At 66.6% G+C, this 24,027-nt stretch carries 24 protein-coding genes; 21 read left to right on the top strand and 3 right to left on the bottom strand.

The annotated features are described in order from the left end of the window. Positions 1 to 43 precede the first annotated feature (43 nt). From glp to ACIQC0_RS00290, 6 genes are read left to right on the top strand one after another with little or no spacing between them, the layout of a single operon-like run. Positions 44 to 1,264, top strand: a complete 1,221-nt coding sequence (glp, locus tag ACIQC0_RS00315; protein WP_377217068.1) for a gephyrin-like molybdotransferase Glp — start codon at positions 44 to 46, stop codon at positions 1,262 to 1,264. Beyond that, the gene (gene moaC / locus ACIQC0_RS00310; RefSeq protein WP_377217069.1) at positions 1,252 to 1,746 is read left to right on the top strand and encodes a cyclic pyranopterin monophosphate synthase MoaC; all 495 of its coding nucleotides are present in this window, start codon (positions 1,252 to 1,254) and stop codon (positions 1,744 to 1,746) included. The genes glp and moaC overlap by 13 nt, the downstream gene beginning before the upstream one ends. Next, positions 1,743 to 2,258, top strand: a complete 516-nt coding sequence (locus tag ACIQC0_RS00305; RefSeq protein WP_400532157.1) for a molybdenum cofactor biosynthesis protein B — start codon at positions 1,743 to 1,745, stop codon at positions 2,256 to 2,258. Before moaC ends, ACIQC0_RS00305 begins: the two co-directional genes overlap by 4 nt. Further along, positions 2,248 to 2,721 carry a molybdenum cofactor biosynthesis protein MoaE gene (locus ACIQC0_RS00300; RefSeq protein ID WP_377217071.1) on the top strand — a complete coding sequence of 158 codons (474 nt, stop codon included), beginning with the start codon at positions 2,248 to 2,250 and terminating at the stop codon, positions 2,719 to 2,721. The genes ACIQC0_RS00305 and ACIQC0_RS00300 overlap by 11 nt, the downstream gene beginning before the upstream one ends. Positions 2,722 to 2,750: 29 nt before the next feature. Further along, entirely contained in the window at positions 2,751 to 3,521 is a 771-nt protein-coding gene (dapB, locus tag ACIQC0_RS00295) for a 4-hydroxy-tetrahydrodipicolinate reductase (RefSeq protein ID WP_400532155.1), read from the top strand. A 4-nt stretch (positions 3,522 to 3,525) separates the two neighbouring features. Then, positions 3,526 to 3,999 carry a hypothetical protein gene (locus ACIQC0_RS00290; protein WP_377217073.1) on the top strand — a complete coding sequence of 158 codons (474 nt, stop codon included), beginning with the start codon at positions 3,526 to 3,528 and terminating at the stop codon, positions 3,997 to 3,999. Here ACIQC0_RS00290 and ACIQC0_RS00285 read toward each other — a convergent pair. Further along, positions 3,983 to 5,215, bottom strand: coding sequence for a heparan-alpha-glucosaminide N-acetyltransferase domain-containing protein (locus ACIQC0_RS00285; protein WP_377217074.1), 1,233 nt, complete (start codon positions 5,213 to 5,215; stop codon positions 3,983 to 3,985). The genes ACIQC0_RS00290 and ACIQC0_RS00285 overlap by 17 nt on opposite strands. Positions 5,216 to 5,308: 93 nt before the next feature. Here ACIQC0_RS00285 and ACIQC0_RS00280 point away from each other — a divergent pair, with 93 nt between their 5' ends. The 7 genes from ACIQC0_RS00280 to ACIQC0_RS00250 all read left to right on the top strand — a co-directional run bounded on the left by ACIQC0_RS00280 (position 5,309) and on the right by ACIQC0_RS00250 (position 13,149). Further along, positions 5,309 to 5,650: a hypothetical protein gene (locus ACIQC0_RS00280; protein ID WP_400532152.1), complete on the top strand. Its 342-nt coding sequence runs from the start codon at positions 5,309 to 5,311 to the stop codon at positions 5,648 to 5,650. Between the two features lie 58 nt (positions 5,651 to 5,708). Further along, positions 5,709 to 6,617: a 4-hydroxy-tetrahydrodipicolinate synthase gene (gene dapA, locus ACIQC0_RS00275; RefSeq protein WP_377217076.1), complete on the top strand. Its 909-nt coding sequence runs from the start codon at positions 5,709 to 5,711 to the stop codon at positions 6,615 to 6,617. Between the two features lie 40 nt (positions 6,618 to 6,657). Beyond that, positions 6,658 to 8,349 carry a ribonuclease J gene (locus ACIQC0_RS00270; protein ID WP_377217077.1) on the top strand — a complete coding sequence of 564 codons (1,692 nt, stop codon included), beginning with the start codon at positions 6,658 to 6,660 and terminating at the stop codon, positions 8,347 to 8,349. A gap of 132 nt (positions 8,350 to 8,481) precedes the next feature. Beyond that, positions 8,482 to 11,361, top strand: a complete 2,880-nt coding sequence (locus tag ACIQC0_RS00265) for a DNA translocase FtsK (RefSeq protein WP_400532150.1) — start codon at positions 8,482 to 8,484, stop codon at positions 11,359 to 11,361. Between the two features lie 23 nt (positions 11,362 to 11,384). After that, positions 11,385 to 12,044: a CDP-diacylglycerol--glycerol-3-phosphate 3-phosphatidyltransferase gene (gene pgsA, locus ACIQC0_RS00260; RefSeq protein WP_377217079.1), complete on the top strand. Its 660-nt coding sequence runs from the start codon at positions 11,385 to 11,387 to the stop codon at positions 12,042 to 12,044. Further along, positions 12,041 to 12,520: a CinA family protein gene (locus ACIQC0_RS00255; protein WP_377217080.1), complete on the top strand. Its 480-nt coding sequence runs from the start codon at positions 12,041 to 12,043 to the stop codon at positions 12,518 to 12,520. Before pgsA ends, ACIQC0_RS00255 begins: the two co-directional genes overlap by 4 nt. Positions 12,521 to 12,708: 188 nt before the next feature. Then, complete coding sequence (locus tag ACIQC0_RS00250) at positions 12,709 to 13,149, top strand: helix-turn-helix domain-containing protein (RefSeq protein WP_400532148.1); 441 nt, start codon at positions 12,709 to 12,711, stop codon at positions 13,147 to 13,149. Positions 13,150 to 13,241: 92 nt separating this feature from the next. Here the strand turns inward: ACIQC0_RS00250 and ACIQC0_RS00245 are convergent, their stop codons facing one another. Beyond that, the gene (locus ACIQC0_RS00245) at positions 13,242 to 13,793 is read right to left on the bottom strand and encodes a MarR family winged helix-turn-helix transcriptional regulator (protein ID WP_377217082.1); all 552 of its coding nucleotides are present in this window, start codon (positions 13,791 to 13,793) and stop codon (positions 13,242 to 13,244) included. A 42-nt stretch (positions 13,794 to 13,835) separates the two neighbouring features. On the opposite strand from ACIQC0_RS00245, the gene ACIQC0_RS00240 reads away from it, so the two are divergent. From ACIQC0_RS00240 to dapF, 6 genes are all read left to right on the top strand, one after another. Then, on the top strand, positions 13,836 to 14,060 hold the full coding sequence (locus ACIQC0_RS00240) for a DUF3046 domain-containing protein (protein ID WP_400532146.1): 225 nt from the start codon (positions 13,836 to 13,838) through the stop codon (positions 14,058 to 14,060). Between the two features lie 173 nt (positions 14,061 to 14,233). After that, entirely contained in the window at positions 14,234 to 15,289 is a 1,056-nt protein-coding gene (gene recA, locus ACIQC0_RS00235) for a recombinase RecA (RefSeq protein ID WP_377217084.1), read from the top strand. 67 nt (positions 15,290 to 15,356) lie between these two features. Then, positions 15,357 to 15,860, top strand: a complete 504-nt coding sequence (locus ACIQC0_RS00230) for a regulatory protein RecX (RefSeq protein ID WP_400532575.1) — start codon at positions 15,357 to 15,359, stop codon at positions 15,858 to 15,860. 3 nt (positions 15,861 to 15,863) lie between these two features. Beyond that, positions 15,864 to 17,435 carry a tRNA (N6-isopentenyl adenosine(37)-C2)-methylthiotransferase MiaB gene (gene miaB / locus ACIQC0_RS00225; RefSeq protein ID WP_400532144.1) on the top strand — a complete coding sequence of 524 codons (1,572 nt, stop codon included), beginning with the start codon at positions 15,864 to 15,866 and terminating at the stop codon, positions 17,433 to 17,435. Between the two features lie 3 nt (positions 17,436 to 17,438). Next, positions 17,439 to 18,335 carry a tRNA (adenosine(37)-N6)-dimethylallyltransferase MiaA gene (gene miaA / locus ACIQC0_RS00220; RefSeq protein WP_400532142.1) on the top strand — a complete coding sequence of 299 codons (897 nt, stop codon included), beginning with the start codon at positions 17,439 to 17,441 and terminating at the stop codon, positions 18,333 to 18,335. An 84-nt stretch (positions 18,336 to 18,419) separates the two neighbouring features. Further along, entirely contained in the window at positions 18,420 to 19,364 is a 945-nt protein-coding gene (gene dapF, locus ACIQC0_RS00215) for a diaminopimelate epimerase (protein ID WP_400532140.1), read from the top strand. On the opposite strand, the gene ACIQC0_RS00210 is transcribed toward dapF, so the two are convergent. After that, positions 19,336 to 19,959 (bottom strand): class I SAM-dependent methyltransferase, encoded by a 624-nt coding sequence (locus ACIQC0_RS00210; protein WP_377217088.1) that lies wholly within the window; start codon positions 19,957 to 19,959, stop codon positions 19,336 to 19,338. The two genes, dapF and ACIQC0_RS00210, sit on opposite strands and share 29 nt — an antisense overlap. 423 nt (positions 19,960 to 20,382) lie before the next feature. Here ACIQC0_RS00210 and hflX point away from each other — a divergent pair, with 423 nt between their 5' ends. Both hflX and ACIQC0_RS00200 read left to right on the top strand, forming a co-directional pair. Next, positions 20,383 to 21,957, top strand: coding sequence for a GTPase HflX (gene hflX, locus ACIQC0_RS00205; protein WP_377217089.1), 1,575 nt, complete (start codon positions 20,383 to 20,385; stop codon positions 21,955 to 21,957). A 10-nt stretch (positions 21,958 to 21,967) separates the two neighbouring features. After that, on the top strand, positions 21,968 to 24,019 hold the full coding sequence (locus tag ACIQC0_RS00200) for an ATP-dependent DNA helicase (protein WP_377217126.1): 2,052 nt from the start codon (positions 21,968 to 21,970) through the stop codon (positions 24,017 to 24,019). Positions 24,020 to 24,027: the final 8 nt, after the last annotated feature.

Below are 24,027 nucleotides of genomic sequence, written 5' to 3'. Positions count from 1 at the left end.
CTAGAGTGGACCCTGTCCACAGCCCGCAACCGAAGGCGCCCGCATGACTCCCCGAACCATCGCTGCCCACCGTGCCGCGGTCGTCGCGCTGCTTGTGGACCTCCGCTCGTCCAGCCGCACCGAGGTGCTGCCCCTGGTCCAGGCCTTGGGCAGGGGCCTGCCGCATCCAGTTATCGCGCCGGTCAGCCTTCCGCCGTTCGCAAATTCGCAGATGGACGGCTATGCGGTCCGCTCCCCGGATACGCAAAGAGCAACGCACGACGACGGCTCCCGGCTCCGCGTCTCGGCCCCGGTTCCAGCGGGCGCGACGCCGCCAGCGCTGGCATCGGGGACAGCGGCACCCATCATGACCGGTGCCATGATCCCGGCGGGGGCAGACGCCGTCGTGCCTATTGAAAAGGCGGTGCCGGACCGGTTCCTGGCCGCGGACGAGGAACCGGTGGTGATGCTGCCGGCCACGGACGCCGGAGCCTATGTCCGCGCGGTGGGCAGCGACCTTCGGGAAGGGGACGTTGCCCTGCCCGCCGGCTCCTTCCTGGGACCGGCCCAGCTGGGGCTGCTCGCGGCCCTCGGCCTGCCCGAGGTGACCGTCTATCGAACGGTGACGGTTCTCCTGGTTACGACAGGCGATGAAGTGGTGGCGCCGGGACAGGAACTGCCCGAGGGCAAGATCTACGACGCCAACGGCACCCTCCTCGAAGCGGCCATGGTCCAGGCCGGACTCCGGGTGCGCCGTGCCGGCATTGCAACGGACAACCCGGCGGAGCTGCTGGAACTGCTCCGTCCCGAAGCAGCCGGCGCCGATCTCATCGTGACCACCGGAGGGGTGAGCAAGGGCGCCTACGAAGTGGTGCGGCAGGCACTGGCGGACCAGCCGGTGGATTTCCTGCCGGTCGCCATGCAACCGGGCGGCCCGCAGGGGATCGGCACCGTTAATGGCGTGCCGTTCCTTGGCTTCCCCGGAAACCCGGTGAGCTGCCTGGTGTCCTTCGAGATGTTCCTCCGGCCGGCCCTGACAGAACTCCTGGGTGCCCCAGCGCCCCGGCCGCGGGTCCGTGCGCGCCTGCGGCACCCGCTCGAATCGCCGGCCCACAAGCACCAGGTCCGGCGCGGCACACTGCACCCGGACGGAACGGTGGAACTCCAGGGCGGACCCGGTTCGCACCTGATGCACGCGCTGGCAGGGTCCAACGCCCTGGTCCACGTCCCGGAAGGACAATCGGCTCTAAACGCCGGGGACGAAGTGGAAGTATGGACACTGTGAATGAAGAACAGACCCCGCCGGCCCTGACGCACCTGCGCCAGGATGGCAGCGCCCAGATGGTGGACGTTTCCGCCAAACCAGAGACCACCCGCGAGGCCACGGCCACCGCCACCGTCCGGACCACCGGGGAAGTCATGGGGCTGTTGGGCTCCGGCGGACTCCCCAAGGGCGACGCCCTCGCCGTCGCACGGGTTGCCGGGATCATGGCCGCCAAGAAGACCCCCGAGCTGGTCCCGTTGTGCCACCCGCTCCCGCTGAGCAAGGTCACGGTGGACTTCTCGCTGCACGCCGAGGCCGTCACGATCGTCGCCACGGTCAAGACCCGGGGCGTCACCGGTGTCGAAATGGAGGCACTGACGGCAGCCTCAGTGGCCGCGCTCAGCGTCTACGACATGATTAAGGCCGTCGATAAGCACGCCGTCCTGACGGACATCAAAGTCCTGGCAAAGAGTGGCGGCAAGAGCGGAGACTGGACCCTGTGAGCACCTCCCCCGAACCCCACCGCCACGGCGACGTCCAGGGCAGGAAAGCCGGGGTGGTCATTGCCTCAACACGCGCAGCGGCCGGACTGTATGACGACGAAACCGGCCCCGTGATCACCGACTGGCTCACCGAGCACGGCTTCGACGTTTTCCCGGCCATGGTGGTCCCGGACGGTGACCCGGTGGGCGCCGCGGTGCGGGCCCTGCTCACCCAGCGTCCCGCCGTCGTCATCACCAGCGGCGGCACCGGACTGAACCCGGACGACCGCACGCCCGAAGTGACCCTGCCGCTCCTCGACCGGGAAATTCCCGGCATCATGGAGGCGATCCGCCGCGCGGGCGCCGCCAAGACACCGCTTGCTGCGCTGAGCCGCGGATACGCGGGCGCCGCCGGGAGCACCTTTATTGTTAATCTGCCCGGATCACCCAAGGGCGTCATGGACGGGCTGACCGTCCTGGACCCGGTGATCGGGCACCTCTGCGACCAGTTGGAAGGCGTACATGGGCACTGACCAGGCATTCGAGGTGGTCCACGCCGTCCTCAGCGCGGACCCGATCTCGGTGGACCAGGCAATCGCGGCCGTCGAAAGCGAAACGGCCGGGGCCGTGGTGAGCTTCAGCGGCGTGGTGCGGAATCACGACGGCGGCAAGCAGGTTGAGCGGCTGAGTTACAGTGCGCACCCCACGGCGCACCAGGTGATGGCCGACGTCGTTGCCCGGCTGGTTGCCGAGCAGACGGAAGGTGAGGCCTCCAGCCAGGCTCCTGCCCAACCGGTCCGCATCTGGGCCGCACACCGGATCGGCATGCTGGAAATCGGCGATCCTGCCCTTGTCTGCGCAGTCTCTGCCGCCCATCGCGGACAGGCCTTCGCCGTGTGTTCTGAACTGGTGGACCGGATCAAGGAGCAGGTGCCCATCTGGAAGGAACAGTTCTTTACGGATGGCACCGTGGAGTGGGTCGGCGCCGGCGGCTGACTCCCGCTTCCGCCGGTAGGGTTAACGGCATGACCGAAGAAAACCCTGCCCTCCTCCGTGTCGCCGTGCTGGGCGCCAATGGCCGCATGGGCGCCGAAGCCGTCAAGGCAGTCGAGGCCGCACCCGACATGGAACTTGTCGCAGCCTTGGGCCGGGGCGACTCACTGGAGCGCGTCACGGAAGCCGGTGCCCAGTTCCTGGTTGACCTGACCGTGCCGGAAAGCACCGAGGCTAACGTCCGATTCGCCGTCGAACACGGTATCCATGCCGTTGTCGGCACCACGGGCTGGGACGCAGCGCGGCTCTCCGCCCTCAAGGACCTGCTGGCAGGACACCCCGGCACCGGCGTACTGATCGCCCCCAACTTTGCTCTCGGCTCGGTGCTGGCGTCGGCGTTCGCGGCGAAGGCCTCGAAGTACTTCGAATCAGTCGAAATCATCGAGCTGCACCATCCGGACAAGGTGGACGCGCCGTCCGGCACCGCCGTCCGCACCGCCCAGCTCATCGCCGCAGAGCGCGCGGCGGCGCAGGTTGCGCCAAGCCCCGACGCCACCACCAGCGAACTCGCCGGTGCCCGCGGCTGTGACGTGGACGGCGTCCGTGTGCACAGCGTGCGGCTGCGCGGCCTGGTGGCGCACCAGGAAGTGCTGTTGGGAGGTCCCGGCGAACAGCTGACCTTCCGCCACGATTCCTATGACCGCGCCTCGTTCATGCCTGGCGTCCTGCTGGGCGTCCGTCAGGTGGCAGCCCACCCCGGCCTCACCGTAGGCCTGGACGGCTACCTTGACCTGGGACTCTAGCGGCATGCCGGCCGTGATGGACGCCTTCCGGAAGAACCGCACCAAGATCTGGGTGGGCGCGGTGACACTGCTGCTGGTCTTCTACCTCGTGGTGTCGTTCCAGCGTTCGGTGCTGCTCCTGGCAGACCCCAACGTGACGGCGAAGGCCATCGGCGCCGCCTACCTGGTGCTGCCGGCCATCGGCGCCTGGGCGTTGATCCGCGAGCTGATGTTCGGCGCCCGCACGGAAAAGATGGCCAAGATCCTCGAGGCCGAGGGCGGACTGCCGGTCGATGAGCTTCCCCGCACTCCTGCCGGGCGGATCGTCCGGGCCGCCGCCGACGCCGAGTTCGAGAAGTACCGGGCCGAGACCGAAGCCGCACCGGACGACTGGCGTTCCTGGTTCCGCCTCAGCTGCGCCTACGACGCTGCTGGGGACCGGAAGCGTGCGCGGGCGGCAATGCGCGACGCCGGGCGGCTCTTTAGCGCCGCGCGTTGACCTTTCCCCGACCCAACCGGGCGGCGGAGTGCGCCACCCACTCCAGTGGACCACGGCGCTGCAGCACTGCGAACACCACGCCAACCGCCACGACAATGGCTCCCTGGACGAAGAACAGGCCTTCCTCGGTCCACCCTCTGGGGACCGGCTCGCCGTAAAGGCCGGACATCGCCCAGACGTGTGCGGAATACAGGGTCAGGGTCATCGCGCCGGCACCCCGCAGCGGCAGCAGCAGGTCCAGGTTCACCCATGCGGCCAGTCGTTCCAGCAGGAGGAAGGCCCCGATCACGGCCAGTGCAGTTCCCGCGGTGTGCAGTAGGTCCAGGGTGGTGCCCGAGTGCGGGGCCGCAGAAGCCAGCCACCACCACGAATCCTCCTGCGGGATGCCGGTCAGGTTCACCTGCAGGATGTTCTCCAGTGGATAGCCGGGGGAGTTGATCACGTTTTCCAGCGCCGCCAGGCCGCCCCAGTCCTGCATCGCGGCAGTGCCCAGCCACTTGGCGGGCAGGGCAACGATCAGCCCGCCCACCAGCAGCACCACTGGCACCATTGCACGGTCCAGGACAAGCCTGCCGACGACGAGTCCCACCAGGAAGTAGGACAGCCATTGGAAGGCGGGGTAGTACCCAGTGAAGAAGATGTCGCCGAGGAGCCGGGACGGGGTGGACACGTCCTCCCATGACGGATTGTGGCCCAGCTTCAGTGGAGGTTCCGGGGCAAGGAACCAGGGCCGGAGCAGGTAGGCAAGCACCGGGGACGCTACGATCCAGCCGCCCGTCCACGCGCACAGGCGCTTGAGCTCCATTCCGAGGAACGGCAGGACACACAGGAACAGCACGGCGTAGTGCACCAGGATGATGGCCACGTTGACTTCCAGCCCGCCCAGGGAAAGTCCGACGGCGGCAATCACCAGCGCGCGGAGCGCTATGCCGCGGCGGGCTCCCCAGAGTTCGGGGCCGGCTAGGGGCCGATGCTTCCCTGTGGACAGTGCCAGGCCCACGCCGGCCAAAACGGCGAACAGGGCCGAAGCCCGGCCGGAAAACACCAACCCCACCCAGGTGGGTGTCAGCTCGGCATTGGATTCGAACGTGGGCAGCAGGTGGGTGGCCATCATGCCCAACAGGGCAAGCCCGCGCGCGGCATCGATCCCGTACAGGCGCCCGGAGCCCGCCCGGTTGCTGGCGGCAGAACTCCGTGCCTGGGTGCGGGGGGTCATGAGCCGATGCTCTCACACGGGGCCGGGAAGCCGCCTGTCATGGCCGTCAAAAGAGGTGTTGTATTCGAAGATATGTTCGAATAAAGTGGCCTCATGCAAACGTCACCCGATGTACCTGCCGCCCCGGACTCCCGTGCCGGGGTGATGAAGGCCATGAGTCCAGGGGTGGTGGACTACCTGTTTCGCCAGTTGGTTGCCGGCCGGCCGCCCGAGGACGAGCAGTGGGAGCGTGAAGGGGTCACTCTTTCCGCACAGCCCGTGGGGGCCGAGCTGGCCCGCCGAATCGCGGAAGCGGATCTGGACGCCCTCACTCCGGTGGAGCTGTTCCACTATGTGCGGGCAGCCCAGCGGCTCGAGGCCTGGGCGGGGGAGTTGCGGGAGGCGGCTGTCCGCCGCTACTGCGGAGCGCCGTCCGCTCCGGACAGCGCAATTTGATCTTCATCACGGCCGCGGCATTGTCCTAACCAGTGCGGGACAGGGTAACGTTTTTTCCATGGCTGACAATTCCGCGCACATCCCTGCCCTTGGCACGCTCCTGACCGCCATGGTTACCCCGTTCACCAAGGACGGCGCCGTGGATTACGACCAGGCCGCAGCGCTCGCCACTAAGCTCGTGGATGACGGCTGCGACGGACTGGTGGTCACCGGCACCACCGGCGAAACCTCCACCCTCACGGACGAGGAAAACCTCGGCATGTTCCGGGCGGTCAAGGAAGCCGTCGGCGGACGCGCGGCCATCATTGCCGGTACCGGCACCAATGACACCGCCCACTCCGTGCACCTGTCGCAGGAGGCGGCGAAGCTCGGCGTCGATGGCCTTCTCCTGGTCACCCCGTATTACAACAAGCCCAGCCAGGCTGGCCTGCGGGCGCACTTCGAAACCATCTCCTCGGCCGTGGACGTACCCGTCATGCTGTATGACATCCCGGGCCGCTCCTCGATTCCCATCGAGCCGGACACCATGATCCGGCTGGCCCAGCACCCCAACATCGTGGCAGTCAAGGATGCGAAGGCGGACCTCGTCGCCGCTACCCGCGTCATGGCCGAGACGGACCTCTTGTTCTACTCGGGAGATGACGGGCTCACCCTGCCGTGGATGGCCCTGGGCGCCGTCGGCCTGGTCGGCGTGACCACCCATGTGGCCACCCGCCGGTTCCGCGAGCTCATCGACGCGGTCAATGCCAACGACCTCTCCACGGCCCGGAAGATCAACTTCGAACTCCAGCCCGTGGTCCGCGCCACCATGAGCCGGGTCCAGGGCGCCGTAGCCGCCAAACAGATTCTTAAATGGCAGGGAGTCCTGCCCAACTCGATTGTCCGTTTGCCCCTCGTGGAGCCGGACGAAACCGAGATCGAAACCATCCGCGGGGATTTGGCGGAAGCAGGGCTGGTCTTCTCCTGACGGTGAAGCCCGGCACCTTCCGCCTGGAAAGTAGTGCAATATGACCCAAACCGCCCTTACCGGCCTTGTCACCCCGCCCCGCCTCCCGCAGGGCACGCTCCGGATTGTCCCGCTGGGCGGGCTGGGGGAGATCGGCCGGAACATGGCCGTCTTCGAAATCGATGGCAAGCTGCTGATCGTTGACTGCGGCGTCCTCTTTCCGGAAGAGACCCAGCCGGGCGTTGACCTGATCCTCCCGGACTTCTCCTACATCGAGGATCGCCTCGATGACGTGGTGGCCGTTGTGCTGACGCACGGCCATGAGGACCACATCGGCGCTGTGCCGTACCTGCTGCGGCTGCGCAACGACATTCCCCTGGTCGGATCGCAGCTGACGCTCGCCCTGATCGAGGCCAAGCTGCAGGAGCACCGCATCCGTCCCTACACGCTGACCGTGGAAGAGGGGCAGGTGGAGAAGTTCGGTCCGTTCGAATGCGAGTTCGTGGCCGTCAACCACTCCATCCCCGACGCCCTGGCCGTGTTCATCCGGACCGCCGGCGGCACCGTGCTGCACACCGGCGACTTCAAGATGGACCAGCTGCCGCTGGACGGGCGCATCACCGACCTCCGCCACTTCGCCAAGCTCGGCGAAGAAGGCGTGGACCTGTTCATGTCCGACTCCACCAACGCGGACGTCCCCGGCTTCACCACGGCCGAGAAGGAAATCGGCCCCACACTGGAACGGATGTTCGGCCAGGCCACCAAGCGCATCATCGTGGCGTCCTTCTCCTCGCACGTGCACCGCGTCCAGCAGGTGCTGGATGCCGCCGCCAAGCACAACCGCAAAGTGGCTTTCGTAGGCCGCTCCATGGTGCGGAACATGGCGATCGCCGAGAAGCTCGGCTACTTGGACGTTCCGGCCGGGCTGATCGTCGATATCAAGAACATCGACAACCTCCCGGACAACCGCGTGGTGCTCATGTCCACCGGTTCCCAGGGCGAACCAATGGCCGCGCTGTCCCGCATGGCAAACGGCGACCACCGGGTGGTGGTGGGTGACGGCGACACCGTGATCCTGGCCTCCAGCCTCATCCCCGGCAACGAAAACGCCGTCTTCCGGATCATCAACGGCCTGCTGAAGCTTGGCGCAGACGTCATCCACAAGGGCAACGCCAAGGTGCACGTTTCCGGGCACGCTGCTGCCGGCGAACTGCTGTACTGCTACAACATCCTCGAGCCGCTGAACGCGATGCCCGTGCACGGCGAAACCCGGCACCTCATCGCCAACGGCAAGATCGCCATCGAGTCCGGCGTGCCGGAAGCGAGCGTTATCCTCGCGGACAACGGAACGGTCATCGACCTCCGGGACCACCAGGCGGACATCGTGGGCCAGGTGGAAGTTGGCTTCGTCTATGTGGACGGTTCCAGCGTTGGCGAAATTACCGACGCCGACCTCAAGGACCGCCGCGTGCTCGGCGATGAGGGCTTCATCTCCATCATCACGGTCATCAACCGCGCCACCGGCAAGGTCGTCTCGGGTCCCGAAATCCACGCCCGTGGCGTGGCGGAGGACGACTCCGTGTTCGACGACATCATGCCCAAGATCAACGCAGCGCTGGAGGAGGCCGTGCTCAACCATGCAGACCACACCACGCACCAGCTTCAGCAAGTGGTCCGCCGCGTCGTGGGCACTTGGGTCAACCGCAAGCTGCGCCGCAAGCCGATGATCATCCCCGTGGTGCTCGAGGCCTGATCCAGCCACCCTGCCATGCCTGTGCCCCGGTTCGCCTGAACCGGGGCACAGGCGCTTAAACGTGTGCCGGGGAACAGCGCGGGACGGCAGTAAATCCGGGGAACCGGGGCCTGCTTCCGGTAGCGTGGCAGTATGGCCACACGTACTACTTCCGCGCCCAGGGGATCAGGCAGGGGCAGCTCCGCCACCAAATCCGGCGGTGCGGGAAGCCGCGGCGCCGCCTCCAAGGCCGGCCGGTCCGCTACGTCGGCCGGTTCATCGCGCACCCGCGCCCTTCCCGCCGTCGAACACCACCAGCCATGGCTGCTGCGCGTGGCTGGCGGGGCGTGGCTTGGCATCGGGCACCTCGTGGGTGGGGGAGTCCGGCGCATCGGCCATGACGTCAGCGATCTGCCTGCCGAGGAGCGGCGCGACGGCGCCGCACTTTTCAACCTGGTACTTGCGGTCTTCATTGCCACCTTCGCCTGGTGGGGGCTTACGGGCTGGTTCCCGGACGCCGTTCACGCCGTGGTCAACGGAACCTTTGGCTGGATGGCGCTCCTGCTGCCATTGATGCTTTTCGTCTGCGCGTTCAGGCTTTTCCGGCAGCCGTCCGACGGGCGCGGCAACAACCGCGTAGGCATCGGTTTCCTCATCATGACTTTCGCCGGCTCCGGCCTTGCCCACGTCCTGGGCGGGCAGCCCACAGTGGCCGAGGGCTTCGACGGCCTGCGTGCAGCCGGCGGCATGCTCGGTTTCCTCGCCGCGACACCCCTGGCCGCCATCCACCCCGCAGTACCGCTGGCCGTTTACGGCGTCCTGGCGTTTGTCTCCCTGCTGATCATCACGGCCACGCCGTTCACTGCCATCCCCCGGCGCCTCCGGGGAGCCTACGAACACCTCATGGGCATCGACCTGATGGAGCAGGACCCGGCTGCGGGCCATGACCGCAGCTACCTGGACCGTCCCCAGCCTGACCGGCCCAAGAAGAAGCGGCGCCGGATGTTCGGCAAGGACGAAGAGTCCGCCGCCGGCCTGGAAGGTTACGTCGGCGATGAAGCCTTTGAACACGCGGTCATTGACGACGACGAGCCCCAGCCGCCCAAGCCGGCTCCGGGCGTGCGGCGGCCTACCCAGGCGGAGATCGCCGTCGAAAAGATCAAGGCCGCGCAGGGCATCGGCGCGGGTGCGGCGGCCGGCGAGAACGCCACCGAAGCGATCCCGATGATCACTCCGGGGATGGCCGCTGCAGGGGCGGCACCTGCCGCCGGACCGCACGTGCCCGCGAACCCTGTCACCCCGGCACCGCCGCCCACGCCTATCCCGCAGCGGACGGAACAGCTTTCCCTGGCAGGCGACGTCACATACACCCTGCCGGCCTCAGACTTCCTGACCCCCGGTTCCATCCCAAAGGAACGCACGGAAGCCAATGATGCCGTCGTCGCTGCGCTGACGGACACCCTCCAGCAGTTCAACGTGGACGCCACCGTCACCGGGTTCAGCCGGGGACCGACGGTGACGCGGTACGAGATCGAACTCGCGCCGGGCACGAAGGTGGAGCGGGTCACCGCGCTGTCCAAGAACATCTCCTACGCCGTGGCCTCCAGCGACGTGCGGATCCTGAGCCCCATCCCGGGCAAATCGGCCATCGGCATCGAAATTCCCAACACGGACCGTGAAACCGTGTCCCTGGGCGACGTGCTCCGGAGCCAGAACGCCCGCCGCACCGACCACCCGATGGTGATGGGCGTCGGCAAGGACGTCGAAGGCGGCTATGTGGTGGCCAACCTGGCCAAGATGCCCCACCTTCTCGTGGCAGGCGCCACGGGCGCGGGCAAGTCATCGTTCGTGAACTCCATGATCACCTCGCTGCTGATGCGCGCAACGCCGGACGAAGTGCGCATGGTGATGGTGGACCCCAAACGCGTGGAACTGACCGCGTACGAAGGCGTCCCGCATCTCATCACCCCCATCATCACCAACCCCAAGAAGGCCGCCGAGGCGCTGCAGTGGGTGGTCCGCGAAATGGATGCCCGCTACGATGACCTGGCCAATTATGGCTTCAAGCACATCGACGACTTCAATAAGGCAGTCCGTGCCGGCAAGGTGCAGCCGCCGCCGGACTCGAAGCGCGTTATCCGTCCCTACCCGTACCTGCTGGTCATCGTGGACGAGCTTGCCGACCTCATGATGGTGGCTCCGCGCGACGTCGAAGACTCGATTGTCCGCATCACCCAGCTGGCGCGCGCCGCCGGCATCCACTTGGTTCTGGCCACCCAACGGCCGTCCGTGGACGTGGTGACCGGTCTCATCAAGGCCAACGTGCCCTCCCGCATGGCCTTTGCCACCTCCTCCGTCACCGACTCCCGCGTGGTGCTGGATCAGCCGGGTGCCGAGAAACTCATTGGCCAGGGTGACGCGCTCTTCCTGCCGATGGGCGCCTCCAAGGCGATGCGCGTGCAGGGCGCGTGGGTCACCGAGTCCGAAATCCACAAAGTGGTGGAACACGTCAAGGGACAGCTGCAGGCCAGCTACCGCGATGACGTGGCCGCCGAGGCCCCCAAGAAGCAGATCGACGACGACATCGGAGACGACCTCGAGGTGCTGCTCCAGGCGACGGAACTCGTGGTCACCACGCAATTCGGCTCCACCTCGATGCTCCAGCGCAAGCTGCGCGTCGGCTTCGCCAAAGCCGGCAGGCTCATGGACCTGCTGGAATCCCGGGGCGTGGTGGGCCCGTCAGAAGGGTCCAAGGCACGTGACGTGCTGGTCAAGCCGGACGACCTCGCGCCCGTCCTGGCCGCCATGAAGGGCCAGGAAGCGCCCGCAACGCCCGATTCCCAAACGGCCGCGCTCAGCGACAACGCCAACGCCAACATTGCCCAGGGCGGCTACGCCGAAGACCTGGTGGCCGCCGACCTGGACCAGCGGAAGCAAAACGTCGAGTATTACGACGGCTCCGATTCCGCGCCGGGAGGCTACGGGGAGGACGACGACGGCTCCGAAGACGCCTGGTCCCTCACCGGGCGTTAGCCCAGGGACGGTAGCCTAGAAACGTGACTAGCACTGATGCAACCACCGCCGGCCCTGGCCGTGCCGGGGTCTGGAACCTTCCCAACGTCCTGACCATGCTCCGCATCGCGCTGGTGCCCTTCTTCGTCTGGTTCCTCATCGCTGACGCTCCCGGGCTCAGGAGCGAGGCAGGCCCTTGGCGCTGGGCGGCGGTGGCCGCGTTCGCCGTCGCCATTTACACGGACAAGCTCGACGGCGACATTGCCAGGAGCCGCAACCTCGTCACCGATTTTGGCAAGATTGCCGACCCCATTGCCGACAAGCTGCTGACGGGCTCGGCCCTGGTGATGCTTTCGGTACTCGGCGAATTGCCTTGGTGGGCCACGCTGGTGATCCTGGTCCGGGAGTGGGGGATCACCGGACTCCGCTTCTTCGTGATCCGGTACGGCGTAATCCCGGCATCGCGCGGTGGCAAGCTCAAGACAGTGATCCAGACGGCCGCAATCTTCCTGTACCTCCTGCCGTTGGGCGCCATCGCACCCTGGCTGGGGTGGATCGCCTTTGCCGTGATGATGGCGGCCGTCGCCATTACGGTGTGGACCGGCGTCGAATACGTGGTCCAGGCGCTTCGCCTGCGCGCCGAAGGCAAGCGGCACGCCCAGGAAGCCAAGGGAAACGACGTTCCGGGACAGGAGCCGGCATGAGCAACCTCCACCACCTCGCGGCGCAGGCAGTGGAAACCGCCATCTCAGCCGGCATGACCGTCGCCACCGCCGAGTCGCTGACGGCTGGAATGCTGGCTGCGGTGCTCGCGGACACCCCGGGCGCCTCGGGTATGCTGCAGGGCGGCGTGGTGGCTTACCAGAATTCCGTCAAGGAGACGCTGCTGGGCGTTTCCGGCGCGCTGCTGGCCGATGCCGGGTCCGTGGATCCGGATGTGGCGGCCGCCATGGCGGAAGGCGCCCGGGACTCCCTCGGCGCGGATATCGGCATCGCCACCACCGGGGTGGCGGGGCCGGAGGAACATGACGGAAAACCGGTCGGCCGGGTGTATGTGGGAGTCGCCGCAGCGTCCGGCACGGCGGCCTTTGAGTATTCCTTCACCGGCAGCCGCGCCGACATCCGCGGCCAGGCCTGCGCCGCAGCGCTGGAACGGCTGCTTGAAGCCCTCACCCGTTGAGGCCGCGCAACGGCTGCCGCGGATGATGCGGCGGCAGAAGTTACCGGGAGTTAAGTAGCCGGGAACAAAAGCCGGTACCGATTAGTTATTACATTGTGTCGCTTCCCGGGATGGGAGGCGCCTAGGATGAAATGACCACGACGGTTCGCTGCGGCGGACCTGACCAATGAGGGAGCAAGGCGATACAGATGGTAAAGCAGCCCGTATCCGTAAACGGCGTTGTCCGCTGGAAGGATGTGGGCCTCGCCGATCAGGGCAAGAGCGAACAGAAGGAGCGCAAGATGGTTGTACTTCGTCACGAAATCGGTGATGTCCTGCGCGATGTCCGCCAGCGTCAGGGGCGTACGCTCCGTGAAGTGTCGCACAGCGCCCGTGTCTCCCTGGGTTACCTCAGCGAAGTTGAACGAGGCCAGAAGGAAGCGTCATCCGAGCTGTTGTCCTCGATCTGCACGGCCCTGGACGTTCCGCTGTCGAGCATGCTCCGGGAAGTCAGCGACCGCGTTGCCGTGGCCGAAGGCGTCACCGTCCCGGACACCGTCCCGCAGGAATTCTCCCAGCGCTACGGCCGCGACCTGAACGCGGAACTCACCGACGAACTTGCTACCGGCCTGCTGTCCGGCGCCCGCTAGGGCTGCCGGCAGCCAGAGACGGTATCCGACGCCCCCTGCGGCTGACTACGGTCAGCTGCCGGGGGCTTTGGCGTTTTCCGATGCACGCATCTCTAGCGCGCTCCCGGTCCACCGCCTTCGGGGGTGCCGCTGTCGCGGGGAAACCCGTCGCCTTCGTAGGTTGCGTTGAGTTTGGCCATGTAGCGGGCGAGTTCCTGCAGGTCCGTGATAGGCCAGGAACCCAAACGCTCGCGGAACACCTGCTTTCGGGCGTCCTGGACCTGGCTCATCTTTTCTTCGCCCTTTGCCGTCAGCTGGATGGACTGCGCACGGCCGTCCTGCGGATCCGCTTCCTTGGACACGAGCCCGATGCTTTCGAGGAACGCGATCTGCCGGCTGACGGATGGCTTACCCACCCCGATGTTCATAGCGAGGTCCGTCAGCCGGATCGGACCCTCGCGGCGGATGACTGTCAGCAATCCATAAGCCGCCGGCTCCATGTCCGGGTGTACCTGGCGGGACAGCTGGTTGGAGATGGCCCTGGCCCGGCGCCAGAAAAGGCTCAGCTGGTGTTCAACGCTTTGAAGGACCTCATCCACCGACGCATCGTCCGTGGCGGGGCCCGGTGCGGAGTCCGGCGACGGGGCATCAGGCGTGTTGCTCATGGCAACAAGTCTAGGGCTCCGCGGTCATGAGAGGATTTACCGGTGCGGATCAGCGACTACTGGCGGCTTATGGATGACGAGTTCGGTGCAGGTTACTCGAGGGTGCTGAGCAGCACGCTGGTGCTGGCCGGAGTGGGCGGCCGCACCGCGGACCAGGCGCTGGCGGCCGGAGTGGAACCGCGGAGGGTATGGTTCGCCGTCTGCGATGTCCAGGACGTTCCCCCCGAACGCCGGCTGGGCCGCGACATCGCGCCTCGACGCGACTGACACGCCCACCCGCTTCTTCGAATACCTGTTCGGATAAAGCTATGCTGGAACCAGCGGGTTATCCACATAGCCGATCCCATCCGGCCTGAATGTCAGTGGTTCCCCTTAGCGTCAGAGATGACCAACAAACGGCCGCTGAGGCCACCATCGAGAAAGCATTAGAGGTGTCAACCATGGCGGCAGCCCCGGATCGTGAAAAAGCGCTGGAAGCAGCTCTTGCCCAGATTGATAAGCAGTTCGGCAAAGGTTCGGTCATGCGGCTGGGCGATGAGGTGCGCGCACCTATCGAAGTCATTCCCACCGGTTCCATCGCGCTGGATGTCGCTCTGGGAATTGGCGGCCTGCCGCGCGGACGCGTCATCGAGATCTACGGGCCAGAGTCGTCCGGTAAGACCACGGTTGCGCTGCACGCGGTGGCCAACGCCCAGCGCCAGGGTGGCATCGCGGCGTTCATCGATGCCGAACATGCGCTGGACCCCGAATATGCCGCCAAACTGGGCGTGGACACGGATGCGCTCCTGGTTTCCCAGCCGGACACCGGTGAGCAGGCCCTGGAAATCATGGACATGCTGGTGGGCTCAGGCTCCCTGGACGTCATCGTGATTGACTCCGTGGCCGCCCTGGTCCCGCGCGCCGAAATTGAAGGCGACATGGGCGACAGCCACGTGGGCCTCCAGGCCCGCCTCATGAGCCAGGCGCTGCGTAAGATTACCGGCCGGCTGAGCCAGACCAAGACCACCGCCATCTTTATCAACCAGCTGCGCGAAAAGATTGGCGTATTCTTCGGTTCCCCGGAAACCACCACCGGTGGCAAGGCCCTGAAGTTCTACGCCTCCATCCGCATCGACGTCCGCCGCATCCAGACCCTCAAGGAGGGCGCCGACTCGGTCGGTAACCGCACCAAGGCCAAGATCGTCAAGAACAAGATGGCCCCGCCCTTCAAGGTCGCCGAATTTGACATCATCTACGGCCAGGGCATTTCCCGCGAGGGCGGCATCATCGACATGGGCGTGGAACACGGCATTATCAAGAAGTCGGGGTCGTGGTTCACGTACGACGGCGACCAGCTGGGCCAGGGCATGGAGAACTCCCGCCGGTTCCTGCGGGACAACCCGGAACTGGCCGCGGAGCTCGAGCGGCTCATCAAGGAAAAGCTCGGGGTGGGCGTCAAGCCGGCCGAAGCGGATGCCAAGGACTCGCCCAAGCTGAAGGCCGTTGACGGGTTCTAGGTCCTTGGGCGGGAGCGATGACTTTGACGCGCCCGGATTTGGTGACGCCGAGCCGGATACCGTGTCAGTGGCCCAAGCCATCGTCTACCGGCAGCTGACCGCGTCGGCGAAGAGCAGGCTGCAGCTGTCCCGGAAGCTTGCGGAACGCAATGTTCCGGAACACGTGGCGGAGGCGGTCCTGGACAAGTTCCAGGCCGCCGGACTGATCGACGATGCGGAGTTTGCAGCAATGTGGGTCCGGAGCAGGGCGCAGTCGCGCAAGCTGGCCCGGGGTGCTCTGCGGCGTGAGCTCGCCGATAAGGGCATCGACCAGGAAGCTGCCGACGCTGCCCTGGCGCAGGTCTCCGATTCCGACGAGGAGGAGGCCGCCAGGGCCCTGGTGCAGCGAAAGCTCCGTCCCGGCACGGACCTGCACGACAGGGCCGGGCGCGACAAAGCCGCCCGTCGACTGGCGTCGATGCTTGCCCGCAAGGGCTACCAGCTGTCACAGGCGTTCCGCATCGTGAACGAGGTCCTCGACGGGCAGTTCGAGGATCCTGACGGCGACGGCCTGGGGAGCCGGTACCCTTAATAGGTGAGTTTGACCATCCCTTCCCTCCCGTCCGGCCCTGAATCATCCGATACCTTGGAGCGCGGCCGGCAGCCGGATGCCGCTGAAGGCGGCCAGAAGCCCCGCACGTACCAGGTACGCACGTTCGGCTGCCAGATGAACGTGCATGACTCAGAGCGGATGGCCGGGATGCTGGAAGGCGCCGGCTACATTCCGGCGGACGGCGATGTGGCTGACGTAGTGGTGTTCAACACCTGCGCCGTCCGGGAAAACGCGGACAACAAGCTGTACGGCAACTTGGGTATCCTGGCGCCGGTGAAAGCCGCCAACCCGGGCATGCAGATTGCCGTGGGAGGCTGCCTGGCCCAAAAGGACCGGGAAACCATCCTCAAGAAGGCACCGTGGGTTGATGCCGTTTTCGGAACCCACAACGTTGGCGCGCTGCCGGCCCTCCTTGACCGTGCCCGGCACAACGACGAAGCCCAGCTGGAAATCCTGGAATCGCTGGACGTGTTCCCCTCCACGCTGCCCACCAAGCGCGACTCCGTGTACGCGGGGTGGGTATCCATCTCCGTGGGCTGCAACAACACCTGCACCTTCTGCATCGTGCCCGCGCTGCGCGGCAAGGAAAAGGACCGCCGCCCCGGAGACATCCTGGCGGAGATCCAGGCGCTGGTGGACGACGGAGCCATCGAGGTCACCCTGCTGGGCCAGAACGTCAACTCCTACGGCGTGGAGTTCGGCGACCGCCAGGCGTTCTCCAAGCTGTTGCGGGCCTGCGGCAGCATCGAAGGCCTTGAACGGGTCCGCTTCACGAGCCCCCACCCGGCGGCCTTCACCGATGACGTCATCGACGCCATGGCGGAAACCCCGAACGTGATGCCGCAGCTGCACATGCCGCTGCAGTCCGGCTCGGACAGCATCTTGAAGGCCATGAAACGGTCGTACCGATCCACCAGGTTCCTGGGGATTCTGGCCAAGGTCCGGGAAAGGATCCCGCACGCGGCCATTTCTACCGACATCATTGTCGGGTTCCCCGGTGAAACGGAGGAGGACTTCCAGGCAACCCTGGACGTGGTGGAGCAGTCCCGCTTTGCCACGGCCTTTACCTTCCAGTACTCCAAGCGGCCGGGCACGCCCGCCGCTGACCTTCCCGACCAGTTGCCCAAGGCCGTCGTCCAGGAACGTTTTGAGCGCCTGACCACGCTTCAGGACCGGATCGCTGCGGAGGAGAACCGCAAGCAGCTGGGCCGCAGGGTCGAAGTCATGGTCACAGCCCAATCCGGGCGAAAGGCAGAGGAGACCCACCGGCTCTCAGGCCGCGCACAGGACCAGCGCCTGGTGCACTTCTCTGTCCCGCACGGCGCTCCGGCTCCCCGGCCCGGGGACCTCGTCACCGTCACCATCACTGAAGCGGCGGCGTTCCACCTCGTGGCGGACCCCACTTTGGAGGACTACAGCCTCCGCCGGTCGCGCGCCGGCGACGCCTGGGACCGTTCGCAGGCAGACTCCTGCGGTGCCCCTGCGCCCGGAGCGGGCGCGGCAGGCAAGGGAGTCTCCCTGGGGATGCCGGCGCTGCCACTGCGCGCCCGCTGACCGGTGGGCACCAAGCCGGTCATCGCCGTCGTCGGTCCAACCGGCTCCGGAAAGTCAGACCTCGCAGTCGGCCTTGCCCGGCGCCTGGACGGCGAAGTCATCAATGCGGACGCCATGCAGTTCTACCGCGGCATGGACATCGGCACCGCCAAAATTACCGGGGCCGATCGCCGCGGCGTCCCGCACCATCTCCTGGACACACTGGACATCACCCAGGAGGCCAGCGTCTCCGACTTCCAGGCGCAGGCCAGAGAGCTGATCGCGGACATTCACAGCCGCGGCCGCCGCGCCATCCTCGCCGGCGGCTCCGGACTCTACGTCCGCGCAGCCCTGGACATCCTGGAATTTCCGGGGACCGACCCCGTGGTGCGGGCCCGGCTGGAGCAGGAACTGGCGGCCCGCGGCAGCTCCGCCATGCTGGAACGGCTGAGCGCTGTAGACCCCGTGTCCGCGGGACGGCTTTCGGATGCGCGCCGCATCGTCCGTGCCCTTGAGGTGTACGCGCTCACCGGCCGGCCTTTCAGTTCCTTCATGCCGCGCCGGGAGTACTTCCAGCCGGCCGTGCAGGTGGGCCTGGAAGTGGACCGCGAAGTACTCAGGGAACGGCTGGCTGCCCGGGTGCACGCCATGGTGGATCAGGGGCTTTTGGAGGAAGTGCGGCGGCTGGATGCCCAGGGCCTGCGCAGGTGCAAGACCGCTTCCCGTGCCCTCGGGTACTCCCAGTTCCTGAAGGTGGTGGACGGCGAAGCCACGGTGGAACAGGCTGCAGGGGAAACGATCGTGGCCACGCGCCAGTTTGCCCGCCGGCAGCTCACCTGGTTCCGTGCAGACCCGCGCATCCAGTGGCTGGACTGGCAGGACCCGGACCTTGTGGAGAAAGCGGCCGCGCTGTGTCTTTAGCGAGGTGCGGCCTCTAGGGAGGTGCAGCCTTCCGGGGTTGGAACGGTTTCGGCCGGGCCGCCCACGGCCGGTACCCTTGGAACCATGGAAACCACCCCTGCGCTGCCCCTCGAAACCGTCCTCGGCACGCTGGGTGGACTGCGCTTCTCGAAGGGGCACGGAACCGGCAACGACTTCGTCCTGGTGTCGGACCCGGAAGGACGCCAGGAGATTTCCGCAGAGCAGGTTGCTGCCCTGTGCGACCGGCACCGCGGGATCGGCGGCGACGGACTGATCCGCGCCGTGCCCTCCCGCTTCCTTCCCGAGGGCCGCGGCCTGATGGAAGCTGCACCCGACGCCGAGTGGTTCATGGACTACCGCAACGGTGACGGCTCCCTTTCGGAAATGTGCGGCAACGGGGTACGCGTCTTCGTTCACTTCCTGCGCACGGAGGGCCTGATCGACCTGCCCGACGGCGGCTCCCTCACCATTGGTACCCGCGGCGGGGTGAAGACCGTGGTCCGGACCGGCGAGGACTACGCCGTGGATATGGGCCCCTGGTCGTTCATTTTCCCGGGTGAAGCCGCGGCCCGCTCCATGGATTCCCTCGTCACAGCGGACGGCCTGGAGGTGCCCCGCCCCGCGCTGTCCGTCAGCATGGGCAACCCGCACACCGTCGTCGCCCTCGCCGAGCTCGGTGAACTGGCCGGAACCAGGCTTTTCACCGCCCCCTCGGTGGATCCTGCACCGGCCAACGGCACCAATGTAGAATTTGTCGTTCCTGCCGAACCGCTGGTTCACGGCGGAGTCGGCTCGGTCACGATGCGAGTGCATGAACGCGGCGTGGGGGAGACGCAGTCCTGCGGGACCGGCGCCTGCGCGGCCGCTGTTGCCATCCGGCACTGGGCCGGCGCCGAGGCCCCGGACACGTGGCAGGTCCACGTCCCCGGCGGCACCGTGGGAGTCAGGTTCTTCCAGGGGACCAGCGGCCACGAGCACGTCGAGCTCCGCGGCCCGGCTGTCATTGTGGCAACAGGGACGCTTTCCTGACCTTCAGGATGCGAAACGATTTTGCGGTTGCTTCACGGGTCACCGTAAACGAGTCGTCCAGTTCGGCCGCCAGCCAGCGCTGCAGCGAATCCGAGCCGAGGTTCTTCTGCACCACCAGCCAGGCTGTTCCGCCTGGAGCCAGGCGGGGCAGCCACAGCTTCAGCAGCGAATGCAGTTCGTCCTTGCCGATCCGGATGGGCGGGTTGGACCAGATCGTGTCGAAGCGAAGCTCCGGGTCCACCGAATCCGGGGTGGAGGCCGTGACGTTGTCCAGCCCCAGGGCCTCCGCGTTCTCGTTGGTCAGGACGATGCAGCGTTCGTTGACGTCCACGGCGTAAACCTTCGCGTGCGGTGCCCGCAACGCCAGCGTCAGGGCAACCGGACCCCAGCCGCAGCCGATGTCCAACAGGTTTCCGGTGGGTGCCGGCGCCGGAACATTGGCCAGCAGGACTGCCGTTCCCTTGTCGATTCCGTCGGGGCTGAAGATGCCGCTGGAGGAGTGGAGCCTGCGCGTTTCCCCTGCGAGTTCCACCGTCAGCGGCTTTCTGGTGAACGGGCCGGCGGGTGACGCGCTGAAATAGTGTGCAGACTCCATAACTGGCCAGCGTAGTTCCCCTTGCAGCGTAAAGGGAAACCCGGCCGGCGGCCCCTCTGCTACCCTAGGAGGCATGTTCCTGATCTTCGAGTAATCCGGCGCGGGCTACGCCCGCCCCGGATCATGTCCCACAGCGATGCAGGCGTCCGTGCCTTCCGCTCGTGCACCGGGCCGCACGTCGTCGTCCGGCCGCCGGACACTACTCGAGAGACAGCATCTGGCTGGTTTTCCGCGCTGTTCCCGGCCCTTCAATCACTGCTCAATTTCTGCCGTCCCCGGGCGGCATATCTGCCGCCTGCCCGTCAGGGAGGCCGCCAAGACCAGGAGTACTGCATGTCCGCAGGCCGTCAGCCCAGCGCGAATACTTCACCACATCAGACCAATCAGCACTATTCTGGAACTGCCGAATCTTCAAAGGAGACCATGACCAGCCAGCCCAACACCGGATCCGATCCCGCCGCCCAGGACATGAGTCCACAGGAAATCCAGGCCGTGATCGACCGGATCCTTTCCAAGGACGTTCCCGCCCGGACCGGAACGCCGGACAGCGGCCGCGGTGAAGGCGCGGCTGTGCTTGGCAAGGCCCAGGCAATCTCCCGCCTGGACGCAGAACACAGCGAGTACGACGGCGACCAGCAGGATCTCGAAGAGCGCCGCGCACTGCGCCGCACGGCGGGGCTGTCCACTGAGCTCGAGGACGTTACCGAGGTCGAATACCGGCAGCTTCGGCTGGAACGGGTGGTACTGGCAGGGCTGTGGTCGGACGGTACCCTCGCAGACGCGGAGAATTCGCTGCGTGAACTTGCTGCGCTTGCCGAAACCGCGGGCTCCGAGGTCCTCGACGGACTGGTCCAGCGGCGTGCCAAGCCTGACCCGGGCACCTTCCTGGGGTCGGGAAAGGCGCAGGAGCTCAAGGACATCGTGATGGCCACCGGCGCGGACACCGTGGTGGTGGACGCTGAGCTGGCACCGTCCCAGCGCCGTGGACTTGAGGACATCGTCAAGGTCAAGGTCATCGACCGGACGGCGCTGATCCTGGACATCTTTGCCCAGCACGCCAAGAGCCGCGAAGGTAAAGCGCAGGTGGAACTGGCCCAGCTCGAGTACCTCCTGCCGCGACTGCGCGGCTGGGGCGAATCGATGTCCCGCCAGGCAGGTGGCCAGGTGGGCGGCGCAGCGGCAGGCATGGGCTCCCGTGGTCCCGGTGAGACGAAGATCGAACTGGACCGCCGGCGGATCCGTACCCGGATGGCCAAGCTTCGGCGTGAAATCGCCGCAATGAAGCCTGCCCGCGAGACCAAGCGCGCCAACCGCCGTCGTAATTCCGTCCCGTCAGTTGCCATTGCCGGGTACACGAACGCCGGAAAGTCGTCCCTGCTCAACAGGCTGACGGATGCCGGTGTCCTGGTGGAGAACGCCCTGTTTGCCACGCTTGATCCCACCGTCCGCAAGGCCGAAACGGCCGACGGGCTCGGTTACACGCTGGCGGACACGGTGGGCTTTGTCCGCTCCCTGCCCACCCAGCTGGTGGAAGCGTTCCGCTCCACGCTGGAAGAGGTGGCGGACGCTGACCTGATCCTGCACGTCGTGGATGTTTCGCATCCCGATCCCGAAGGACAGATCGCAGCAGTCCGCAAGGTTTTCAGTGAGGTCGACGCCCGTAAGGTTCCCGAAATCATTGTCCTGAACAAGGCGGACGCCGCGGATCCTTTCGTGGTGGAACGCCTCAAACAGCGCGAACCGCGCCATGTGGTGGTCTCGGCCCGCACCGGCGAAGGGATTGCCGAACTGCTCAAGGCCATCAGCGATTCGATTCCCCGGCCCAGCGTGAAGCTCGAGTTGCTCATTCCCTACGATCGGGGAGACCTGATCAGCAAGCTGCACGAATCGGACGCTGAAATCATCAGCGTGGACCATGTGGAGGCGGGCACCCGCGCCGTGGTGATGGTCAGGGAGGGTCTCGCGGCCGAGCTGGAACCCTTCGTCACCAATGACTGACGCCGCTTCAATGACTGACGCCGCGTCCGGCGCCACGAAGACGGCCGGCGGACAGTTCGTGACCGAACTGCTCGACCGCGCCGTCGGCGCGATGGGGGGACAGAGCAGGCCTGGCCAGCACGAGATGGCCCGGCAGGTCGCGCAGGCGATCGAAACAGGCACCCACCTCCTGGTGCAGGCGGGGACGGGCACGGGCAAGTCGTTGGCTTACCTTATCCCGCTGATTGCGCATGCGCTGGAAAGCAACAAGCCCACCCTGGTGTCCACCGCCACCCTGGCGTTGCAGACACAGATCGTGGGGCGGGACCTGCCTCGGCTGCTGGACGCCATCACCCCGGCGCTGGAGCGGCCCGTCAAGGTGTCGCTGGTCAAAGGCCGGTCCAATTACGTCTGCCGGCACAAGCTTGAGGGGGGATTCCCGTCCGAGGAGCCCACGGAGGGCCAGCTGTTCTCGCTTGGTGAGGACACCAGTGTTCCGCACTTTGCCGCAGCCGTCGGCGGACCCTCCTCGCAGCTGGGCAAGGAAGTGGTCCGGCTGCGCGAATGGGCTGCAAAGACCGCGACGGGGGACCGTGACGAACTGCTGCCCGGGGTCACCGACCGCGCATGGCGCCAGGTCTCCGTCACGTCCATGGAGTGCCTGGGTGCGCAGAAATGTCCACTGGCCGAAGAGTGCTTCAGCGAGCTTGCACGGCACGATGCGGCCTCTGCAGACATCGTGGTGACCAACCACGCTATGCTGGCCGTCAGCGCCTTCGAGGGCCTGGCAGTCCTTCCCGAGTACGACGTGGTGGTGGTGGACGAGGCCCACGAACTGCAGGACCGGGTGACCGGCGCCGTTTCCGGGCAACTGTCCGTGGCCATGGTCCATGCCGCTGCCTCCGGGGCGCGGAAGCACACCGCCATTACCGTGGATGCGCTCAATGCTGCCGCAGCCAACCTTGAAGCCGCGCTGGCCGGTGCGCCCGGAGGGCTGCTCCCCAACGGCCTCAACGACGAACAGCTCGACTGCGTTGACCAACTCCGCGAGGCTTGCCGTGCCGCGTTGTCTGATTCCAAGGGGGATGGCAGCCAGGCGGCCGACGGCGGGCGGCAGCTTGCGCGGTCCCGCCTCATGCTCATCCTGGAACTGTGCGAGCGGCTCCTGATGGCACGGGAAAACCGCGAAGTGGTCTGGTTTTCACGGGCGAGTACCTTCGACCCCGGGCAAGGCTACTCCCAGCCGGACGACTCGGCACCGGTGCTGATCAACGTGGCGCCGCTGTCCGTGGCCGGCAAGCTCCGCGAGGGCCTGTTCGCGGACCATACGGTGGTCCTCACCTCGGCCACCCTTGCCATTGGATCAGCGTTCGAGCCGGCCGCTGGCGGACTGGGGCTCGTGGGCCAGGGGGCACCCAGTTGGACGGGCGTGGATGTGGGCTCGCCCTTCGACTATCCCAAACAGGGGATCCTTTATGTGGCAGGCCACCTGCCGAAGCCCGGACGCGGTGTCTCCCCGGAGGCGCTGGCCGAACTTGAGGCCCTGATCCAGGCCTCCGGCGGCGGCGCCCTGTGTCTCTTCTCCTCCCGGCGTGCGGCCGAGGAAGCGGCCGACGCCCTCCGGCCCAAGCTGGGAATGACCATCCTCTGCCAGGGCGAATCCACCATGACGGCCTTGGTCAAGCAGTTCGCGGACGAATCCGATACCTGCCTGTTTGGCACCATGTCTCTGTGGCAGGGAGTGGATGTGCCGGGCGGTTCCTGCCGCCTTGTGGTCATCGACAGGATTCCGTTTCCGCGGCCGGACGACCCGCTCATGACGGCACGGTCCCGGGCTGTGGCTCAATCCGGCGGCAACGGGTTCATGGCGGTCTCGGCGACGCATGCGGCCATCCGTCTCGCCCAGGGGGCTGGGCGGCTGATCCGGTCCACCAACGACAAAGGCGTGGTAGCAGTCCTGGATTCCCGGCTGGCCACCGAACGCTATGCGGGCTTCCTGCGGGGAGCGCTGCCGCCGTTTTGGCCCACCACCGACCGCAACACGGCCTTCGCGGCGCTTGAACGGCTGGCCCGGGAAGGCTAGCCGGGAGG

This window comes from Pseudarthrobacter sp. NPDC092419 (assembly GCF_044755045.1).
Classification (GTDB): domain Bacteria; phylum Actinomycetota; class Actinomycetes; order Actinomycetales; family Micrococcaceae; genus Arthrobacter.
This window is presented reverse-complemented; position numbering and strand designations above follow the sequence as displayed.

What these genes read in the sequence shown, in the direction of transcription:
- glp (WP_377217068.1), top strand. Translation starts at nt 44, where the DNA reads ATGACTCCCCGAACCATCGCTGCCCACCGTGCCGCGGTCGTCGCGCTG.
- dapB (WP_400532155.1), top strand. Translation starts at nt 2,751, where the DNA reads ATGACCGAAGAAAACCCTGCCCTCCTCCGTGTCGCCGTGCTGGGCGCC.
- ACIQC0_RS00245 (WP_377217082.1), bottom strand. Translation starts at nt 13,793, where the DNA reads ATGAGCAACACGCCTGATGCCCCGTCGCCGGACTCCGCACCGGGCCCC.
- ACIQC0_RS00200 (WP_377217126.1), top strand. Translation starts at nt 21,968, where the DNA reads ATGACTGACGCCGCGTCCGGCGCCACGAAGACGGCCGGCGGACAGTTC.
- moaC (WP_377217069.1), top strand. Translation starts at nt 1,252, where the DNA reads ATGGACACTGTGAATGAAGAACAGACCCCGCCGGCCCTGACGCACCTG.
- ACIQC0_RS00265 (WP_400532150.1), top strand. Translation starts at nt 8,482, where the DNA reads ATGGCCACACGTACTACTTCCGCGCCCAGGGGATCAGGCAGGGGCAGC.
- ACIQC0_RS00255 (WP_377217080.1), top strand. Translation starts at nt 12,041, where the DNA reads ATGAGCAACCTCCACCACCTCGCGGCGCAGGCAGTGGAAACCGCCATC.
- dapF (WP_400532140.1), top strand. Translation starts at nt 18,420, where the DNA reads ATGGAAACCACCCCTGCGCTGCCCCTCGAAACCGTCCTCGGCACGCTG.
- hflX (WP_377217089.1), top strand. Translation starts at nt 20,383, where the DNA reads ATGACCAGCCAGCCCAACACCGGATCCGATCCCGCCGCCCAGGACATG.
- ACIQC0_RS00280 (WP_400532152.1), top strand. Translation starts at nt 5,309, where the DNA reads ATGCAAACGTCACCCGATGTACCTGCCGCCCCGGACTCCCGTGCCGGG.
- ACIQC0_RS00270 (WP_377217077.1), top strand. Translation starts at nt 6,658, where the DNA reads ATGACCCAAACCGCCCTTACCGGCCTTGTCACCCCGCCCCGCCTCCCG.
- dapA (WP_377217076.1), top strand. Translation starts at nt 5,709, where the DNA reads ATGGCTGACAATTCCGCGCACATCCCTGCCCTTGGCACGCTCCTGACC.
- ACIQC0_RS00300 (WP_377217071.1), top strand. Translation starts at nt 2,248, where the DNA reads ATGGGCACTGACCAGGCATTCGAGGTGGTCCACGCCGTCCTCAGCGCG.
- recA (WP_377217084.1), top strand. Translation starts at nt 14,234, where the DNA reads ATGGCGGCAGCCCCGGATCGTGAAAAAGCGCTGGAAGCAGCTCTTGCC.
- ACIQC0_RS00290 (WP_377217073.1), top strand. Translation starts at nt 3,526, where the DNA reads ATGCCGGCCGTGATGGACGCCTTCCGGAAGAACCGCACCAAGATCTGG.
- ACIQC0_RS00210 (WP_377217088.1), bottom strand. Translation starts at nt 19,959, where the DNA reads ATGGAGTCTGCACACTATTTCAGCGCGTCACCCGCCGGCCCGTTCACC.
- ACIQC0_RS00250 (WP_400532148.1), top strand. Translation starts at nt 12,709, where the DNA reads ATGGTAAAGCAGCCCGTATCCGTAAACGGCGTTGTCCGCTGGAAGGAT.
- ACIQC0_RS00285 (WP_377217074.1), bottom strand. Translation starts at nt 5,215, where the DNA reads ATGACCCCCCGCACCCAGGCACGGAGTTCTGCCGCCAGCAACCGGGCG.